Genomic DNA, 16,812 nt, shown 5'->3' with positions numbered 1-16,812 from the left:
CCTCGGCGATCGGGACCGGTCTAGTAGCAGGAGCGCGGATCGACCGCGACGTACTCCCCCGACGGGTAGCGATAGTAGCAATTGCCCTGCGACAGATAGTAACCCGGCCGGGACGCGGCGGTCGCGCCCGCGATCGCTCCGGTGGCGCCACCGAGCACGGCGCCTGCGGCTGCGCCGCCGGCCTTGCCGGTCAGGATGCCGCCGAGGACGCCACCGATGATGGCGCCGCCGAGCGCGCTGGCCGCAGGATCCGGATCGGCCGGCGGGGGCGCAGGTTCGTATTCGACCGCCGGCGGCGCCCGATAGGCTGCGGCCGGCGCATAGACGACGTCGTCGGCGTAGTCATCGGACACGTAGGTCGGCGGTCCATCCATCGGCTCGTCATAATAATACCAGACGCCGCCCACGTCCCACCACCAGCCGCGGCGCCCATTGTGCACCTCGTGACGCCAGCGGCCGCCTTCCCAGCCGAGCCGGCCCCGATAGGATTGCCCGCCATAGTCCCGCACGGCGATACCGCCGCGCGCATATCGGGCGTCGGGGCTCCGGCCCGCGGCCGCGGGGCCGGGCCCGGGTGCGTAGCCATGACCACGGTCATAGCCGGCGCCCGGAGGGCGCCCCTGCTGCTGCGCGACGGGTGCCGCTGGACGGGGCTGGGGCGGCATGGCGACGCGCGGCGCCGGTCCACCCGGCTGTCCTGCCACCGGACCTTGGCTCGGCGTTGGGATGTGCCCCTGGACAGCCCCTTGCATAGCGCCCTGGCGTGGCCCCTGCTGCGCCTGGGGCTGACCGGCCGGCTGACCACCCTGCCCCTGGCGGATGACGCCTGGCGGGCGGCCCTGCGGAGGATGGCCCGGGCCGGCCTGGTCCGGGCCGGGACCCTGGGCGTTCCCGGCGGCAGGCCATGCGACGGCCGTGAGGATCGCCAAGGCCGGCAGCCAGAATCTGGTTTGATCGAACAACGTCATGCTTCCCTACCCCTCGCTCGCCCGCCAACTCTGCTGTCGTGGCCAGGGCGGTGGCTTGCCGATCTTCGGCTGGACGCTGCGCCGAACCTCTCGGCCGCACCACATTCTGCGCGACAAACCGATCAAATCGCGACAATTTTGCGGCGAGTTCCCTCGGCCACGATCAGGATACGCGAAAAGCGCCCTGATTCGCCGCCGCGATCGTCCGGTCGAGCCGATGCGCAGCGGGCGATGATCGGGCTGCAGCCGATGCCGCATTCGGTGCTGCGCAATCGGGGGCCACCGTCCTCAGCGCTCCGGCGTGATGACGTTGCAATTGCTCCGCCCCGACATCAGGCAATCCTGCATCTTGCTCGCGGCCGTAAGGCTGTGCGCCAGCCAGAGGCCGAAACCGACCATGATTGCTGCGAACACCAGCGCTGCGATTGCGCCTCCGCGGCCGCTGCCCTCGTCCTGTCCACCCATGCGATGACGTGCCTAGGCCGAGCGCTGGTCGGCCGCCGCGCCGTGGGGCTCCTGGTGGTGACGCGAAGCCGGCGTGACCGGCGCGATCCGGGTGCAGCTCGTCACCCAGAAGATCTGCCCGCATTCCCATTCCGCGCCGAGCACGCCGGGCGGCACGGGCGTGGGACGGGCGAGGACCGCGGTCATGACGCATGCGCTGATCACGAGACCCACAAGCGCGAGGGCGAGCGCGATGCGCCCGCGCCCCCGAAATACAGAGGTCATGCCGGTAAACTCCGTTGGATGTCGCACCCGGGCGGTGCGCCAGTGCCCGTGGGGTGTGAGGCAATTCACATCCGGCTGACCTTCGTCAGCGCGACGGGGGCTGCTTACATAGCGCTGGGCGCACAGCATGCAAGCGTTGGACATGGCCGATGTGGAGGAGCGGCGATAAAGCATTTGTCATCGACGCATGCGATCCTATACACACTGCCTCGCGCTGGCCTTCGCTCCTGTTCACACGACCGTGGACGACCTGCCGGGTGGCGCACACAGCCCCTGACCGACCACACCCTGACCGAACACCCAAATAGCGAAGTGACGACGTCTCCATGAGAGGATTCAAGGAACCTGGATTTGCCGACCGGCAGAAGGCCGCACAGCAGGCCCGCCAGAGCATCGTGCAGAAGTTCAAGGCGCAGCCCGGGCCGGACGATCCCGAAGTCGTGAAGCGCCGGCAGGAGCGCGAAGCTGCCGCCGCCCGCCGCGAGCAGCAGCGGCTCGAGCGCGAGGTCGCGAAGGCCGAGCAGAAGCGGCTCGAGGAGGAGGCGAAGGCGGCCGAGGCCGCGCGGCTTGCCCGCGAGGCCGAAGAAGAGGCCGCCCGCCTGGCCGAGATGGAAGCCGAGCAGAAGGCCAAGCGCGATGCGCGCTACGCCGCGCGCAAGGCGCGCGGAAAGAAGAAGTAAGCGTGCGAGGCGCCATGGCGAGCAGCTCGCCACGGCGCCTTCGTCGATGTCTCCGGCTTGGCTTCCAGACCAAGCCTCGAGCCTGACAGAGCTGGGGCCTGACAGGGACTCGGGCCCGACGGGGATGGGCCGAATCAGTTCTTCTTCATCATCCCGTCGTCCTTCTTCATTCCGTCCTTGGACATGGCATCGTCCTTCTTCATGCCGTCCTTGGCCATCGTGTCCTTCTTCATGCCGTCGTGGGACATCGCCCCTTTCTTCATCCCGTCGTCCTTGCCCATCTTGTCGTCCGCGAAAGCGGCCGGCGCCGCAGCGACGCTGAACGCGACGGCAGCGGCAGACAAAGCGAGGATGAGGCGGTTGCGAGAGGTCATGATGGTCGCTCCTTCGAGGTGCGGGGTTGGACGGCGATCAATGCGCCGCTCACCCATCTCGACGATGCAAACAGAGCGGTTGTTACGGGCACTCGGAATTATTTCCATCGATCAATTTTGATTCGAGTTTGGCGATGTTTGGAACGTCGACACAATTTCGCCCCGGCAGGTCGATGTTAGTACAACCGCTGCACGGGACTCAGAGGCTGACATTTGCGCCGCAGCAATATGTCGCTTCCCCTGCATTTGAACTCGAACCGACAGTATAGTTCGGCTAGAGGTAATTCCGGCGGTTTGGCTAGTATTCAGCAGGCCAGCGAACCCGGTCGGGAACCCAATCAGAAGTTGTCCAGGGGAAGTCTCATGCTCTCACGACGCCATATCATCGCCTCAGCGCTCGCTGCGCCGGCCATCCTGCGCTTTGGAACGGGAACGGCCCAGGCCGCGACGACGCTGAAAATCTCGCATCAGTTCCCCGGTGGAACCATCGACAAGGGCGACTTCCGCGACCGGCTCTGCCGCGTGTTCTCCGAGGAAGTGGCCAAGCGTTCCGGCGGCGAGATCGCCACCGAGATCTATCCGAACTCGTCGCTGATCAAGACGGTGGCGCAGTTTTCGGCGATGCGGAAGGGTGCGCTCGACATCAGCCTTTACCCCATGCCCTACGCAGGCGGCGAGGTTCCCGAGACCAACATCGCGTTGATGCCGGGCCTCGTCACCACCTACGACCAGGGCATGCGCTGGAAGAACGAGCCGGTCGGCAAGATGCTGAGCGACTTCCTCGCCGACAAGGGCATCATTCTGCTGAGCTGGGTCTGGCAGGCCGGCGGCGTGGCCAGCCGCTCGCGTCCGCTGGTGACGCCCGACGATGCAAAGGGCATGAAGGTGCGCGGCGGCTCGCGCGAGATGGACATGGTGCTGCAGACCGCCGGCGCGTCCGTGCTTTCGGTTCCCTCGAACGAGATCTACACCGCGATGCAGACCGGCGCCTGCGATGCCGGCATCACGTCGTCGACCAGCCTGATCTCGTTCCGCCTGGAGGAGGTCTCGAAGGCCCTGACCTCCGGCGCCAAGGCATCGTACTGGTTCATGCTCGAGCCGCTGATGATGTCCAAGGCCTCGTTCGACAAGCTGCCGAAGAACCAGCAGGACATCCTGCTCGCCGTCGGCGCGGAGATGGAAGCTTTCGGGCGCAAGGGCGCGCAGGAGGACGATATCGAGGTCGCCAAGGTCTATGAGAAGGCTGGCGCCAAGGTTGCCGAACTGGACGCCGAGACGGTCAACAAATGGCGCGACATCGCCCGCGACACCGCCTGGAAGGACTATGGCGGCAAGTCGGCGAACTGCGCCAAGCTCCTCAAGCTCGCCTCCGACGTCGCGGCCTGATTGATGCACGCGCCCGTCTCCGATAGCGAGGCATCGCCGGTCACCGGCGCCAGCGGACCGCTGGCGCCGCTTCAGCGTGTGATCTCGCTGCTCAACAGCATCATCGTCGTTCTCGCCGCGATCGCACTGGTCGCGGCCTGCGTCATCCTCAGCTACAGCGTGGCCGGCCGTGCGCTGTTCAAGGCCGCCAACTACTGGCAGGACGAGGCCGCCGTGTTCCTGCTCGTCGGCGCCACCTTCATGACTGCGGCCTATGTGCAGGAGCATCGCGGTCACGTCAGCATCGAGGCGTTCGTCGGCCTGATGTCGCCGCTCGCCAACAAGATCAGGCTCTGGCTGGTCGATGTCGCGAGCTTTTTGTTTTGCGCCTTCTTCACCTGGAAATCCTGGACGCTGACCCACGAGGCCTGGGTCGATGGCCAGGTGTCCAACTCGATGTGGTCGCCGCCGCTCGCGATTCCGTACGGCCTGATGGCCGCCGGCATGAGCCTGCTGTGCATTCAGATGCTGCTGCAGATCGTGTCGCCGCTTACCGGAGCCCGTCGATGAGCGTATTCGGAATTGGAGTCGCTTACGGGCTTTCCACCCTGTTTGCGATGTTCGCGGGCATGCCGATCGCGTTCGCGCTCGGCGCCGTCGCCGTGGTATTCATGGCGATCTACATGCCGACGGCATCGCTCGATACGGTCACGCAGAACGTCTACGAGGAAATGGCCTCGATTACGCTGCTGTCGATCCCGCTGTTCATCCTCAAGGGCGCCGCGATCGGCCGCTCCCGCGCCGGCCAGGATCTCTACTCGGCGCTGCATGCCTGGCTGCATCGCGTTCCCGGCGGCCTCGGCGTCGCCAATGTGTTCGCCTGCGCGTTGTTTGCCGCGATGGCGGGATCCTCGCCCGCCACCTGCTCGGCGATCGGCTCGGCCGGCATCCCCGAGATGCGCAAGCGCGGCTATTCCGGCGGCTTCGCGGCCGGCATCATCGCCGCCGGCGGCACGCTCGGCATTCTACTGCCGCCCTCGATCACGATGATCCTGTTCGCGATCGCCGCCGAGAAGTCGCTGGGCCGTCTCTTCCTGGCCGGCATCGGCCCGGGATTGCTGCTGGTCACCCTGTTCGGCGTCTACGCGGTGGTGCGCTTCCGCCAGGAATACGCCCGGGCCAAGGTCGCCTATGAGAAATCCGGCGCCTGGTCAGACATCCTGACCAAGGACGACTTCACGATGGCGCAGCGCTTCTCGGTGCTGCCCCGCGTGATCCCGTTCGTGCTGCTCTTGACCGGCGTCATGGTCGCACTCTACGGCGGCTTCGCCACGCCGTCGGAGACGGCCGGCCTCGGCGGCATCCTCGCGCTGGTGCTGATTGCGATCATCTACCAGGTCTGGAGCCCGGCCGATCTCGCGCCGATCATGAAGGCGACACTGCGGGAATCGACCATGCTGATGCTGATCATCGGCATGTCGCTGCTGTACTCCTACGTGATGAGCTATCTGCACATCTCGCAGTCGGTCGCCGAGTACATCGTGGCGATGCACCTGCCGCGCTGGGAGCTCTTGTTCGCGATCCTGTTGATGGTGGTCGTGCTCGGCTTCTTCCTGCCGCCGGTGTCGATCATCCTGATGACCGCGCCGATCATCCTGCCGCCGCTGCGGGCGGCGAACTTCGACATCATCTGGTTCGGCGTGGTGATGACGATCGTGATGGAAATGGGCCTGATCCACCCGCCGGTGGGCCTGAACATCTTCGTCATCAGGAACGTCGCGCCCGACATTCCCTTGCGCGAGGTGATCTGGGGCACCCTGCCCTTCGTGCTGCTGATGATGGCCGCAGTAGTATTGCTCTGCTTCGTGCCGCAGATCTCGACCGCGCTGCCGGACCTGGTGATGGGGCCGGATCTCAGCCGCTGACGCGGCGGCGAATGACGACTAGGGAGTAGCGAATAGGGACGATCCGGCAGGCCTCGCCCATTCGCTACTCGCCATTCGCTACTCGCTTTTGTTTTGCATTCAGCGCGCAAGCGACACGGCTGACCGGCGGGCGGCCGAGCAGCCGGCTCATCTCATTGGTAGCCGCCAAGAGCTTCGTCATGTCGACGCCGGTGCGGATGCCCATCCCTTCGAGCATGTAGACGACGTCTTCGGTCGCGACATTCCCCGTCGCGCCCGGTGCGAACGGGCAGCCGCCGAGGCCGCCGGCGGCGGCGTCGATCACGCGGACGCCCTCTTCCAGGCCGGCATAGAGGTTGGCCAGCGCCTGCCCGTATGTGTCGTGGAAATGCATCGCCAGATGCGACACGGGGACGTCGTCGCAGACCGCACGCAGCATCTGCTTGGCCTTGAGCGGCGTGCCGACGCCGATCGTGTCGCCGAGCGAGACCTCGTAGCAGCCGAGGTCCCACAGCGCCTTGGCGACATCGGCCACCGCCTGCGGGTTGATCTCGCCTTCATAGGGACAGCCGAGCGCACAGGAGACGTAGCCGCGCACCTTGATGCCGTCAGTCTTGGCATGCGCCACCACCGGCTTGAACCGCTCCAGCGACTCCTCGATTCCGCAGTTGATGTTGGCGCGGGAGAAGCTCTCCGAGGCCGCCGTGAACACCGAGATCACCTTGGCGCCGGCGGCATGCGCGGCCTCGTAGCCCTTCACGTTGGGCACCAGCACGTGAAATTCGCCGGGCAGCCCCGCCACGCTGCGCATGACCTCGTCCGAGCCCACCATCTGCGGGATCGCCTTGGGCGAGACGAACGCGCCGACCTCGACGGTGGTCAGGCCGGCGTCCACCAGCGCGCGCACGAAGGCGATGCGGTCGGCAACGCTGACCTGCGTCTTCTCGTTCTGCAGGCCGTCGCGCGGGCCCATTTCGATGATGCGCACGCTCTCGCTCATGCTGCCCTCTTTTGTTGGAGGATCAGGCGGAGGGTTCGACTTCCGCCAGTTCGACGCCTTCCTGCACGATGTCGCCGACCTTGCACTTGATCGCCTTGAGCCGACCGGCGAACGGCGCACGCAAGGTCTGCTCCATCTTCATCACCTCCAGCGTCAGGATTGCCGCGCCTTTTTCCAGCTCGGCCCCCTCCTGCGCCAGCAAGGCCACCACCGTCCCCGGCAACGGCGCAACGATCTTGTCCTCGCCGCTTTGCTCCTCGTCATCGCCGCCGAACGGGTCGACCCAATGCAAGTCGAAGCGACCATTGCGGGTGCGGAGATACAATTCGTGCCCTTCGATGACGGCCACCACATGGGATTTGACGCCGTCGCGTACAAGGTCGAAGCCGCCATCCCCGGCCGGAATGGCCGAGAATGAGGTCACGCGGCCCTCGATCGTCAAGGTCTGCACGCCCGGACCATAGGCCAGCGTGACCGTGCGCGGCTCGCTGCCTGTGCCCTGCCGCAACGAGAACACGCGCTGCCGCAGCCCGACAGGCATCCAGCCGGAGGCGCGCCATGGCGAACCCCGTTCCGCCGTGGCAATCTTCTGCTCCTCGATGAGAATGGCAGCAACGGCAGCGCAGAGCTCGATATCACAGGCCGCGGCACCGGCCTCCGTCAAACGCGTCAGGTGACGCTCGATGAAGCCGGTGTCGATCGCATTGGCCGCGACGTCGGGATGCGTCAGCAACGCCGAGAGGAACGGAATGTTGCTGACGATGCCCCGGACGTCGGTGTCCTCGAGGCCGCGATTGAGCCGTTCGATCGCCACGTCCCGCGTCGGCGCCCAGGCGATCATCTTGGCCAGCATGGCATCGTAATAGGGCGACACGGCATCGCCCTCGCGATAGCCGGCGTCGATGCGCAAGCCACCGGTCTCCGCCGGAGTCCGCCAGGTCTTGATGGTGCCGACCGAGGGCATGAAGTTCTTGGCCGGGTTCTCGGCGTAGACCCGGGCCTCGATCGCATGCCCGTTGAGCTTGATCTGATCCTGCGTCAGCGGCAGCGCCTCGCCAAAGGCGACGCGCAGCTGCCATTCGACGAGATCGACCCCCGTGATCAGTTCGGTCACGGGATGCTCGACCTGGAGACGCGTGTTCATCTCGATGAAGAACACGTCGCGGCCGTCGGAGACGAACTCGATCGTGCCGGCGCCGACATAGCTGACCGCCCCCGCCGCGCGGCGCGCGGCTGCGCACACCGCCTCGCGCTGCGCCGGCGTCAGCGTCGGCGACGGCGCCTCCTCGATCACCTTCTGATGCCGGCGCTGCAGCGTGCATTCGCGCTCGAACAGCGAGACCAGATTGCCAAGGCTGTCGCCGACGATCTGCACCTCGATGTGGCGAGGATTCTCGACGAACTTCTCGATCAGCACACGGTCGTCGCCGAACGCCGCCTTGGCTTCGCGCTTCGCGCTGGTGACCGCGTCGGCGAGATCGCCCGCCGCATGGACCACGCGCATGCCGCGGCCGCCGCCGCCGGCGGACGCCTTGATCAGCACGGGATAGCCGATCCGGGCTGCTTCATTGGCAAGCGTCGCCTCGTCCTGCGCCTCGCCGTGATAGCCGGGCACCAGCGGAACGCCGGCCTGCTCCATCAGGAATTTGGAGCCGGATTTCGAGCCCATCGCGGTGATCATCGCGGCGGTCGGACCGACGAAGACGAGCCCCGCGTCGAGACAGGCCTGCGCGAACTCGGCGCTTTCGGACAGGAAGCCGTAACCGGGATGGACGGCCTCGGCGCCGGTCTGCCGGGCCGCTTCGATCAGTCGCTCGATGTTGAGATAGGAGTCGCGGGCGCGCGCCGGCCCAAGCAGCACCGCTTCGTCGGCGAGTGCGACGTGCAGCGCGTTGCGATCGGCCTCGGAATAGACGGCGACGGTCTTCAACCCCATCGCGCGCGCGGTGCGGATGACGCGCACGGCGATCTCGCCGCGGTTGGCGATCAGAAGCTTGCGGAAACGACGATACAATCCGGGACGAGCCATGATCACATCCTGAACAGGCCGAACTTGGTCGGCTCGACCGGGGCATTGGCGGCGGCTGACAATCCGAGACCGAGCACGAGGCGGGTGTCGGCGGGATCGATCACGCCATCGTCCCACAGCCGCGCCGTTGCGTAATACGGATTGCCCTGCGCCTCGTATTGCGCGCGGATGGGCGCGCGGAATTTCTCTTCCTCTTCCGCGGGCCAGCTCTCGCCCTTGGCCTCGATGCCGTCGCGGCGGACCTGGCTCAGCACCATCGCCGCCTGCTCGCCGCCCATCACCGAGATGCGGGCGTTCGGCCACATCCACAGGAAGCGCGGCGCATAGGCGCGGCCGCACATGCCGTAGTTGCCGGCGCCGTAGGAGCCGCCGATCACGACGGTGAATTTCGGCACCGAGGCAGTCGCGACCGCCGTCACCAGCTTGGCGCCGTCACGGGCAATCCCGCCCGCCTCGTATTTCTTGCCGACCATGAAGCCGGTGATGTTCTGCAGGAACACCAGCGGGATGTTGCGCTGGCAGCACAGCTCGATGAAGTGCGCGCCCTTCAGCGAGCTCTCGCTGAACAGGATGCCATTGTTGGCGATGATGCCGACGGGATAGCCGAAGATGTGGGCGAAGCCGCACACCAGCGTCTGGCCGTACAGCTTCTTGAACTCGTCGAATTCGGAGCCATCGACCACACGGGCGATGATGTCGCGGACGTCGAACGGCTTGCGGCCGTCGACGGGCACCACCCCGTAGATCTCCTCGGCCTGATAGCGCGGCTCGCGCACCTCGCGCATGTTGAGCGCAGTGCGCGCCCCCGGCGGCTTCAAGGTGCCGACGATGCGGCGCGCGATGCCGATGGCATGCGCATCGTTCTGCGCGTAGTGATCGGTGACGCCGGATTGGCGCGAATGCACGTCGGCGCCGCCGAGCTCCTCAGCGCTGACGACCTCGCCAGTGGCGGCCTTCACCAGCGGCGGGCCGCCGAGGAAGATCGTGCCCTGATTGCGCACGATGATGCTCTCGTCGGACATCGCCGGCACGTAGGCGCCGCCCGCCGTGCAGGAGCCCATCACGATCGCGATCTGCGGAATACCCGCCGCCGACATCTGCGCCTGGTTGAAGAAGATGCGGCCGAAATGCCGCTCGTCGGGAAAGATCTCGTCCTGCAGCGGCAGAAACGCGCCGCCGGAATCGACCATGTAGACGCAGGGCAGATTGTTCTGCCGCGCGATGTCCTGGGCGCGCAGATGCTTCTTCACCGTCATCGGGTAGTAGGTGCCGCCCTTGATGGTGGCATCGTTGGCGACGACCATGCATTCGCGCCCCGCGATGCGGCCGATGCCGGTGACGATGCTGGCCGAGTGCACGTCGCCGCCATAGAGCCCGTGCGCGGCGAGCGGCGACAGCTCCAGGAACGCGGTGCCGGGATCGAGCAGCAGGTCGACGCGCTGGCGTGCCAGCATCTTGCCGCGCGACAGATGCCGCTTGCGCGAGGCTTCGCCGCCACCTTCGGACACCTGCGCGAGCTTGGTTCGCAGATCGGCGACCAGGGCCCGCATGGCGTCGGCGTTACGTGCAAAATCGGAGGATGAGGGATCGATCGTGGAATGAAGGGTCATGACCGGCGTCTTCGTTGCTGGGGCCGAATAGAAAGCCGTAGGAGCACGCGTCAGACCACGCGCGGCCGGAGCGAACGCCGCGAGCGCGGGTGTACCATCTTTGCCGGCATCCTGTCCTCCCTGCCCGTCTGCGGCCATCGGGGGCCGTCGATCGTTCTCGAATTAAACGATCATACGTTTTTAAATTCTATTCTCAAGCGGATTGTTGTATGATCCAAACAGAATGGCAGCCTATTGAGAAAACGAATGTTTTCATACTTCAGCGACGAAGGCCGATCGCGTCGGGCTCTCCGGAACGACGCCCGCAGGATGGCCGGGCGAGGCTGAGATGGCGCGCACGATCGGGTCCCATGGTCCGACCACGATGGAGGCGATCCGCAAGGCCGGCCTGCGGTTGATCTTCCAGCATGGCTACGAGGCCATGAGCCTGCGCCAGCTCGCCGCCGAGGTCGGCATCCAGCCCGGCTCTCTCTATAACCACATCAGCACCAAGCAGGAGCTGCTGGCGGACCTGATCCAGGACCACATCAACGATCTTCTGCGCGAGCTCGAGACGGCGCTGCACGACAAGGAGGGTGCGGTCGAACGTCTCAGGGCGTTCGTCGCCTTTCACGTCAGCTATCACATGACCAGGAAGCGCGAGGTCTTCATCGCCAATTCGGAGCTACGCAGCCTCGACCCGCGCAACTATGAGGCGGTGGTGGCGCTGCGCGGCGCGTATGAGCAGCGGCTCGCCGGGATCCTCACCGATGGCGTCGCGGAAGGCGTGTTCGACGTCGACGACGTCCAGGTCGCAACCTTTGCCATCATTGCCCTGCTCACGGGCCTGTGCAGCTGGTATCGTCCCGGAGGCCGGTTGACCAAGGATGCGATCATCGCCGCCCATGAAAAGCTCGTGTTGTCCGGAGTCATGCCACGGAGCGCAAAGCCATCACCCGGCGGCCGCGACGGCACCAAGACGGAATAGGCACAGGCGGCGATGACGGAGCGCCCCGACCTCGACGAGATCGACCGCAGGATCCTCCGGGAGCTGCAGGCCGACGGCCGCATCCGCATCAACGAGCTCGCCGACCGTGTCGGCATCTCCCATCCGAATTGTCTGCGCCGCGTCCGCGCGCTGCGCAGCAGCGGCGTGATCAAGGCGGTCCGCGCCACCATCGACGAGCGGCGGCTGGGCTTTGAGGTCGTGTCTTTCGTGACGATTCAGCTGGAGAGCCAGCACCAGACGGCGCTGGGAGCATTCGAGGCCGCGATCATGCCGCTGCCCTGGGTCCAGCAGTGCTGGCGGATCTCGGGAGACGCGGATTTCCTGCTGAAATGCGTCTCGACCGGGGTCGAGGGGATGAGCCGGCAGCTGCGCCAGTTTGCCGCCCTGCCCGGCGTCCGCGCGATCCGAAGCTTTCCATCGCTCGGCCAGTCCAAAGACGAGCCCCTGCCGATCCCCGGCCGAGATGGTCCGCCCGGCTGAGCCTCGAGGGCACAGCAGGCCGTCCGGTCGGTCGGCCGGAATCAGGGGGTGAGAATCAGTGCGTCCAAGGCTCGCCGCGGCGGAACGAGAAATTGTCGGCGTAGGCAATCTGCCGCTTCACCGGCTCCTTCGGCTCGATCACCTGGTAGGGAATGCCCTTGCGCTCGCAATAGGCAATCGCTTCGTCCTTGCTGTCGAAACGCAGGGTCAGCTGCTGCTTCATGTCAGACGAGGACGTCCAGCCCATCAGCGGCTCGACCGCGCGGGGCTGCTCCGGCTCGTAATCCAGCTGCCAGTCCCGGGTCTTGGCCTTCCCGGATTGCATGGCGTTCTTGGCCGGCTTGAAAATGCGTGCGGTCATGGCTGGAAGAGCCCCTGGAAGCTGCGGTCGTCAGGCGTTTGGCGGAAACGGCCGGGATGGGGTACACGCAACCTTCAGCACGGAACGGTGATTCCCATCCTGGACGTGACCGTCTATCGTGCCCCGTATAGTCATTCTGCCGTCCCGTGACAATCTCGGTCGACTGCCACGGCGCCTCCTGCTCCCAAACGTTCCTCATTCAAAACAGCGCGTTGAAGCGGCCATGAAAATCAATGCCACGCTGCCCGAGAGGGGGCGCGACCTTCGGCTGGACCTGTTTCGCGGAATCGCCAACTGGGCGATCTATCTCGACCACATCCCCGACAATGTGGTGAACTGGATCACGACCCGGAACTACGGCTTCAGCGACGCCGCCGACCTGTTCGTCTTCATCTCCGGCTATACCGCCTCGTTCGTCTATGCGCGGATGATGATCGACCGCGGCTTCATCGTCGGCGCAACGCGCCTGACCAAGCGGGTGTGGCAGCTCTACGTCGCCCACATCGTGCTGTTCGTCATCTACATCGTGGCCATCAGCTATCTGGCGACGCGGTTCGGCGTGTCCGAGATCATCGACGAGTTCAACGTCGCAGGCCTCGTCGACCATGCCAGCGATACCCTTGCGCAAGGCCTGATCCTGAAGTTCAAGCCGGTCAATCTCGACGTGCTGCCGCTCTATATCGTGCTGATGGGGTTCTTCCCGCCGGTGCTGTGGATGATGCTGCGCCAGCCGGATCTGACGATGATCGCCTCGATCGTGCTGTGGCTCGTGGCGCGCCAGATGGGCTGGAATTTCGCCGCCTATCCGGCCGGCACCTGGTACTTCAATCCGTATTGCTGGCAGGTGCTGTTCGTGTTCGGCTCCTGGTGCGCGCTCGGCGGCGCCCGCCGTTCGATGGGCATCATCATGGCGCCCGCGACACTCTATTTCTGCCTCGCTTATCTGCTGCTCGCGCTGATCATGACGATGGCGGGCCGCTTCCCGGACTACGGCACGATGATGCCGCACTGGCTGTATTCGGCGTTCAACCCGAACGACAAGACCAATCTCGCGCCGTACCGCTTCCTGCATTTCGTGGTGATCGTGATCCTGGTCATCCGCTTCGTGCCCAAGGAATGGCCCGGGCTGGAATGGAAGGGCTTCGATCCGCTGGTCGTATGTGGCCAGCAGTCGCTCGCGGTGTTCTGCGTCGGCGTATTCCTGTCCTTCATCGGACACTTCACGCTTATGCTGAGCTCGGGCTCGCTGCTGGCACAGATCCTGGTCAGCGCGGCCGGCATCGCGATCATGACGACGGTGGCCTATTACATTTCGTGGTCGAAGCGGCAGGACAAGCCGCTGCCGAAGCCGGCGGCCGCGAAGCCCGCCGCACCGACCTCAGCCGGCGTCGAGGGGCGTATCGGTGAGCGGCCCGTCGGTTGACCTGCATCAAGGGCGCTCGAGACGGGCCCGCTAAGGTCCGCAGCACAAGAGCTGCCGCATCCGCAGCGCGCGCTTCCCGCAAGCGCGCCGATTGCAGCGCGGCGATTTGCTGACGAGTTTGCTGACAAGGACCAGATCATGTCGACCCATTTCCATGCCGTCGTGTGGCTCGATCACAGCGAGGCCAAGCTGTTCCATATCGGCCTCACCGGCTCCGACGAGCTGACGCTGCATCCGCACCTGCAGACCAAGCATCTACATCACAAGGCGAACGCGATCGGCAGCGGTCACGCCGCTCCCGACAAGCATTTCCTCGAGGAGATCGCCCACGCGCTCAACGACGCCGGGGAGATCCTGATCATCGGTCCGGCCAGCGCCAAGACCGAGCTTGCCAAGTACCTGCACGAGAAGCATCCTGCGGTTGGAAAGCGCATCGTCGCCGTCGAAGCAGCCGATCATCCGACCGATCGCCAGATCGTCGCCTATGCCAAGCAGCACTTCAAGATGGCGCCGCCGCGCGTGGCGACGGGCACTGCGGGCTAAATTGCGCCGTCGTCCCGTCGCAGGGTCCGCTCGATCATGGACATGCTGACGCCGGACGATGCCAACGCCATCAACGTCACGCCGGACGTTCATCGCGGCCGGCGCCGCGTCCCCTGGTCCGGGCTGATCTCGATCATCCTGATGCTGGCTGCCCTTGCCGGTTTGGCTGCGTGGTGGCTGCGCGGACCCGTCATCACCACAACGCGCATCACCCGCGGCACCGCGGCCGAGATCGTTTATGCGACCGGCGCGGTCGAGCCGGAGACGTGGTCGCGGACCACGCCCCTGGTGCGCGGCCGCATTGTCGAGCGCTGCCGCTGCGAAGGCCGGCAGGTCAAGGCCGGCGACCTCCTGGCACGGCTCGACGACAAGGAGGCGCAGGCCACCTTGAACGATCTGCGCGCACAGGAGGACTTCCAGCGCCACGAATTCGAGCGGCAATCGCAGCTGCTGGCCCGGGGCGCTGCGACCTCGCAATCCTATCAGCGCTCCGAGAGCGACCTCGCCCGCATCCGCGCCCAGATCGCGGCGCAAAGCCAGCGCCTCGACTACTACAAGCTGGTCGCGCCGATGGACGGCATCGTCCTCAAGGAGGATGGCGAGGTGGGCGACATGGTCGATCCCGGCACCATCCTCTACCGCGTCGGCCTGGAGAAGCCGCTCTGGGTCGTGGCCGACGTCAACGAGGAGGACATCCCCCGCGTCCAGGTCGGCCAGAAGGTGCTGCTGCGCACGGATGCGTTCGGCAATCAGGCGCTTGCCGGCACGGTGAAGCAGATCACGCCCGCCGGGGATCCCGTCGCCAAGACGTTCCGGGTCCGGATCGGCCTGCCCGACGACACGCCGCTGCGGGTCGGCATGAGCGTGGAGGCCAACATCGTCAGCCGCGAGAAGGCGGACGTGCTGCTCGCCCCAGCCAATGCGGTGGTGAGCAACAGCCTGCTGGTGATCGCGGACGACCGGGTGCACCGGCGCAAGGTCCGGATCGGCATCCGCGGCGCGGCGGCTGTGGAGATCATCGAGGGCGCACTGGAGGGCGAGCTGGTGGCATCGCCGGCGACCGCCGACATCAGAGACGGTGAACGCGTCCGGCCGCAGGCCGAGACCGCACTGCCATGAAGCTCGTCCTCAGCATCGCCTGGACCCATGTGCGCCATCGCGCCCGGCAGACCCTGGTCGCGATCGCCGGCGTCATGACCGGCGTGGCGTTCTCGGTGATGATGGCCGCGATGATGGAGGGATCGCAGGACGACTTCATCCGCACCCTGGTCGACGCCCTGCCGCACATCTCGATCACCGACGAGCTGCGCCGGCCGAGCCGGCAGCCGGCGGATCAGGTCTTTGCGGCAGCCGAATTCCACGGCCTGATCCCGAACGTGCGCCGCCCCGGCATCAAGAACCCGATGGCGACCATCGCCTCGTTGCAGAGCTGGGTCCCCGGCGCGCTGACGGCGTCGGTGCAATCCAAGGCCGTGCTGCGCTACGCCGGCCGCAATCTGACCGTCTCGATCATCGGCATCGACCCGCATACCGAGCGCGAGGTGTCGACGCTGGCCAGCCACATGCGCCAGGGCAACCTCAATTCCCTGTATCGCTCCTCGCACGCGATCCTGCTCGGCGACCGGCTTGCGGCCAAGATTGGTGCGCGGGTGAACTCCAACCTTACCCTCGCCTCGGCCCAGGGCGTGAGCATGAACGCCACCGTGGCCGGCACCTTCCATTCCGGCTTCCGCGCCACCGACGAGACCACCGGCTATGTGCTGCTGCGCACTGCGCAGATCCTGGAGCGCCAGACCGGCATCATCAACGAAATCCGTATCCGCACCAACGATCCGATGCAGGCGCGGCTGATCAGCGAGCGCATCGGCGAGCAGACCGGCTACAAGGCGATTTCCTGGCAGGAGGCGCAGGAGGACCTGCTGTCGGCGATCACGCTGCGCAACGTGCTGATGTACACCATCGTCGGCGCCATCCTGCTGGTGGCAAGCTTCGGCACCTACAACATCATCTCCACCATCACCCACGAGAAGACCCGCGACATCGCGATCCTCAAATCGCTCGGCTTCCGCGACCGGACCATCCGCGCCATCTTCATCGTCGAGGCGCTGCTCATCGGCCTGACCGGCGCCGCCCTCGGCTGGGTGTTCGGCTATCTCCTGACCCGCGGGCTTGCCTCGCTCGAGTTCAAGACGCCGTTCTCCGACTACAACCATCTGCCGGTGCTGTATTCGCTGAAACATTATCTGCTTGCCGGCGCCGTTGCGCTGGTCTCGAGCCTCGTCGCCGGCTACTTCCCTGCCCGCGCCGCGGCGCGTCTGCATCCGGTCGACATCATTCGGGGCGCGACGTGAGTCCGCC

The 16,812-nt window shown here is 66.0% G+C and carries 18 protein-coding genes; 10 read left to right on the top strand and 8 right to left on the bottom strand.

Features of this window, described 5'->3' with window-relative positions; genetic code table 11:
* Positions 1 to 20: 20 nt before the first annotated feature.
* The 3 genes from QX108_RS02715 to QX108_RS02705 form a co-directional block, all read right to left on the bottom strand.
* The gene (locus QX108_RS02715; protein ID WP_315778969.1) at positions 21 to 665 is read right to left on the bottom strand and encodes a hypothetical protein; all 645 of its coding nucleotides are present in this window, start codon (positions 663 to 665) and stop codon (positions 21 to 23) included.
* Positions 666 to 1,256: 591 nt separating this feature from the next.
* Entirely contained in the window at positions 1,257 to 1,433 is a 177-nt protein-coding gene (locus QX108_RS02710) for a hypothetical protein (RefSeq protein WP_315778973.1), read from the bottom strand.
* A 12-nt stretch (positions 1,434 to 1,445) separates the two neighbouring features.
* Entirely contained in the window at positions 1,446 to 1,697 is a 252-nt protein-coding gene (locus QX108_RS02705) for a hypothetical protein (RefSeq protein ID WP_315720010.1), read from the bottom strand.
* A gap of 326 nt (positions 1,698 to 2,023) precedes the next feature.
* On the opposite strand from QX108_RS02705, the gene QX108_RS02700 reads away from it, so the two are divergent.
* Positions 2,024 to 2,377: a DUF6481 family protein gene (locus tag QX108_RS02700; RefSeq protein ID WP_172109088.1), complete on the top strand. Its 354-nt coding sequence runs from the start codon at positions 2,024 to 2,026 to the stop codon at positions 2,375 to 2,377.
* A 134-nt stretch (positions 2,378 to 2,511) separates the two neighbouring features.
* Here QX108_RS02700 and QX108_RS02695 read toward each other — a convergent pair whose 3' ends face one another.
* Entirely contained in the window at positions 2,512 to 2,751 is a 240-nt protein-coding gene (locus QX108_RS02695; protein ID WP_172109806.1) for a pentapeptide MXKDX repeat protein, read from the bottom strand.
* A gap of 363 nt (positions 2,752 to 3,114) precedes the next feature.
* On the opposite strand from QX108_RS02695, the gene dctP reads away from it, so the two are divergent.
* The 3 genes from dctP to QX108_RS02680 are packed head-to-tail and all read left to right on the top strand — an operon-like array spanning position 3,115 to position 6,041.
* The gene (dctP, locus tag QX108_RS02690; RefSeq protein ID WP_172109090.1) at positions 3,115 to 4,137 is read left to right on the top strand and encodes a TRAP transporter substrate-binding protein DctP; all 1,023 of its coding nucleotides are present in this window, start codon (positions 3,115 to 3,117) and stop codon (positions 4,135 to 4,137) included.
* 3 nt (positions 4,138 to 4,140) lie between these two features.
* Complete coding sequence (locus tag QX108_RS02685) at positions 4,141 to 4,686, top strand: TRAP transporter small permease (RefSeq protein ID WP_172185145.1); 546 nt, start codon at positions 4,141 to 4,143, stop codon at positions 4,684 to 4,686.
* Complete coding sequence (locus QX108_RS02680) at positions 4,683 to 6,041, top strand: TRAP transporter large permease (protein WP_315778977.1); 1,359 nt, start codon at positions 4,683 to 4,685, stop codon at positions 6,039 to 6,041. Before QX108_RS02685 ends, QX108_RS02680 begins: the two co-directional genes overlap by 4 nt.
* Before the next feature lie 64 nt (positions 6,042 to 6,105).
* On the opposite strand, the gene QX108_RS02675 is transcribed toward QX108_RS02680, so the two are convergent.
* Genes QX108_RS02675 through QX108_RS02665 form a run of 3 tightly spaced genes read right to left on the bottom strand, consistent with a single transcriptional unit; the run spans position 6,106 to position 10,659 of the window.
* A complete protein-coding gene (locus tag QX108_RS02675) occupies positions 6,106 to 7,020 on the bottom strand; it encodes a hydroxymethylglutaryl-CoA lyase (RefSeq protein ID WP_315778979.1) in 915 nt (304 codons plus the stop codon).
* 22 nt (positions 7,021 to 7,042) lie between these two features.
* Positions 7,043 to 9,049, bottom strand: coding sequence for an acetyl-CoA carboxylase biotin carboxylase subunit (locus QX108_RS02670; protein WP_315778981.1), 2,007 nt, complete (start codon positions 9,047 to 9,049; stop codon positions 7,043 to 7,045).
* A 2-nt stretch (positions 9,050 to 9,051) separates the two neighbouring features.
* Entirely contained in the window at positions 9,052 to 10,659 is a 1,608-nt protein-coding gene (locus QX108_RS02665) for a carboxyl transferase domain-containing protein (protein ID WP_315720005.1), read from the bottom strand.
* Between the two features lie 328 nt (positions 10,660 to 10,987).
* On the opposite strand from QX108_RS02665, the gene QX108_RS02660 reads away from it, so the two are divergent.
* Complete coding sequence (locus tag QX108_RS02660; RefSeq protein WP_315720004.1) at positions 10,988 to 11,626, top strand: TetR/AcrR family transcriptional regulator; 639 nt, start codon at positions 10,988 to 10,990, stop codon at positions 11,624 to 11,626.
* Between the two features lie 12 nt (positions 11,627 to 11,638).
* A complete protein-coding gene (locus QX108_RS02655; protein ID WP_315778983.1) occupies positions 11,639 to 12,127 on the top strand; it encodes an Lrp/AsnC family transcriptional regulator in 489 nt (162 codons plus the stop codon).
* Positions 12,128 to 12,182: 55 nt separating this feature from the next.
* Here QX108_RS02655 and QX108_RS02650 read toward each other — a convergent pair whose 3' ends face one another.
* Entirely contained in the window at positions 12,183 to 12,488 is a 306-nt protein-coding gene (locus tag QX108_RS02650) for an ETC complex I subunit (protein WP_172109106.1), read from the bottom strand.
* Between the two features lie 223 nt (positions 12,489 to 12,711).
* On the opposite strand from QX108_RS02650, the gene QX108_RS02645 reads away from it, so the two are divergent.
* The 4 genes from QX108_RS02645 (at position 12,712) to QX108_RS02630 (ending at position 16,805) form a co-directional block, all read left to right on the top strand.
* Positions 12,712 to 13,911, top strand: coding sequence for an OpgC domain-containing protein (locus QX108_RS02645; protein ID WP_315720002.1), 1,200 nt, complete (start codon positions 12,712 to 12,714; stop codon positions 13,909 to 13,911).
* Between the two features lie 138 nt (positions 13,912 to 14,049).
* The gene (locus QX108_RS02640) at positions 14,050 to 14,454 is read left to right on the top strand and encodes a translational machinery protein (RefSeq protein ID WP_172109110.1); all 405 of its coding nucleotides are present in this window, start codon (positions 14,050 to 14,052) and stop codon (positions 14,452 to 14,454) included.
* A gap of 36 nt (positions 14,455 to 14,490) precedes the next feature.
* Positions 14,491 to 15,573: an efflux RND transporter periplasmic adaptor subunit gene (locus QX108_RS02635; RefSeq protein ID WP_315799385.1), complete on the top strand. Its 1,083-nt coding sequence runs from the start codon at positions 14,491 to 14,493 to the stop codon at positions 15,571 to 15,573.
* Positions 15,570 to 16,805: an ABC transporter permease gene (locus tag QX108_RS02630; protein WP_315720000.1), complete on the top strand. Its 1,236-nt coding sequence runs from the start codon at positions 15,570 to 15,572 to the stop codon at positions 16,803 to 16,805. The genes QX108_RS02635 and QX108_RS02630 overlap by 4 nt, the downstream gene beginning before the upstream one ends.
* Positions 16,806 to 16,812: the final 7 nt, after the last annotated feature.

It is taken from the genome of Bradyrhizobium sp. SZCCHNR1002 (assembly GCF_032381435.1).
Lineage (GTDB): Bacteria > Pseudomonadota > Alphaproteobacteria > Rhizobiales > Xanthobacteraceae > Bradyrhizobium > Bradyrhizobium aeschynomenes.
The sequence above is the reverse complement of the archived record's forward strand: the minus strand, read 5'-3'. Positions and strand labels throughout refer to the sequence as shown.

Excerpts from the sequence above, each read along its gene's own strand:
- QX108_RS02685 (WP_172185145.1), top strand. The coding sequence starts at position 4,141 with ATGCACGCGCCCGTCTCCGATAGCGAGGCATCGCCGGTCACCGGCGCC.
- QX108_RS02640 (WP_172109110.1), top strand. The coding sequence starts at position 14,050 with ATGTCGACCCATTTCCATGCCGTCGTGTGGCTCGATCACAGCGAGGCC.
- dctP (WP_172109090.1), top strand. The coding sequence starts at position 3,115 with ATGCTCTCACGACGCCATATCATCGCCTCAGCGCTCGCTGCGCCGGCC.
- QX108_RS02635 (WP_315799385.1), top strand. The coding sequence starts at position 14,491 with ATGGACATGCTGACGCCGGACGATGCCAACGCCATCAACGTCACGCCG.
- QX108_RS02680 (WP_315778977.1), top strand. The coding sequence starts at position 4,683 with ATGAGCGTATTCGGAATTGGAGTCGCTTACGGGCTTTCCACCCTGTTT.
- QX108_RS02675 (WP_315778979.1), bottom strand. The coding sequence starts at position 7,020 with ATGAGCGAGAGCGTGCGCATCATCGAAATGGGCCCGCGCGACGGCCTG.
- QX108_RS02670 (WP_315778981.1), bottom strand. The coding sequence starts at position 9,049 with ATGGCTCGTCCCGGATTGTATCGTCGTTTCCGCAAGCTTCTGATCGCC.
- QX108_RS02700 (WP_172109088.1), top strand. The coding sequence starts at position 2,024 with ATGAGAGGATTCAAGGAACCTGGATTTGCCGACCGGCAGAAGGCCGCA.
- QX108_RS02660 (WP_315720004.1), top strand. The coding sequence starts at position 10,988 with ATGGCGCGCACGATCGGGTCCCATGGTCCGACCACGATGGAGGCGATC.
- QX108_RS02710 (WP_315778973.1), bottom strand. The coding sequence starts at position 1,433 with ATGGGTGGACAGGACGAGGGCAGCGGCCGCGGAGGCGCAATCGCAGCG.
- QX108_RS02645 (WP_315720002.1), top strand. The coding sequence starts at position 12,712 with ATGAAAATCAATGCCACGCTGCCCGAGAGGGGGCGCGACCTTCGGCTG.
- QX108_RS02655 (WP_315778983.1), top strand. The coding sequence starts at position 11,639 with ATGACGGAGCGCCCCGACCTCGACGAGATCGACCGCAGGATCCTCCGG.
- QX108_RS02665 (WP_315720005.1), bottom strand. The coding sequence starts at position 10,659 with ATGACCCTTCATTCCACGATCGATCCCTCATCCTCCGATTTTGCACGT.
- QX108_RS02705 (WP_315720010.1), bottom strand. The coding sequence starts at position 1,697 with ATGACCTCTGTATTTCGGGGGCGCGGGCGCATCGCGCTCGCCCTCGCG.
- QX108_RS02630 (WP_315720000.1), top strand. The coding sequence starts at position 15,570 with ATGAAGCTCGTCCTCAGCATCGCCTGGACCCATGTGCGCCATCGCGCC.
- QX108_RS02715 (WP_315778969.1), bottom strand. The coding sequence starts at position 665 with ATGCCGCCCCAGCCCCGTCCAGCGGCACCCGTCGCGCAGCAGCAGGGG.
- QX108_RS02650 (WP_172109106.1), bottom strand. The coding sequence starts at position 12,488 with ATGACCGCACGCATTTTCAAGCCGGCCAAGAACGCCATGCAATCCGGG.
- QX108_RS02695 (WP_172109806.1), bottom strand. The coding sequence starts at position 2,751 with ATGACCTCTCGCAACCGCCTCATCCTCGCTTTGTCTGCCGCTGCCGTC.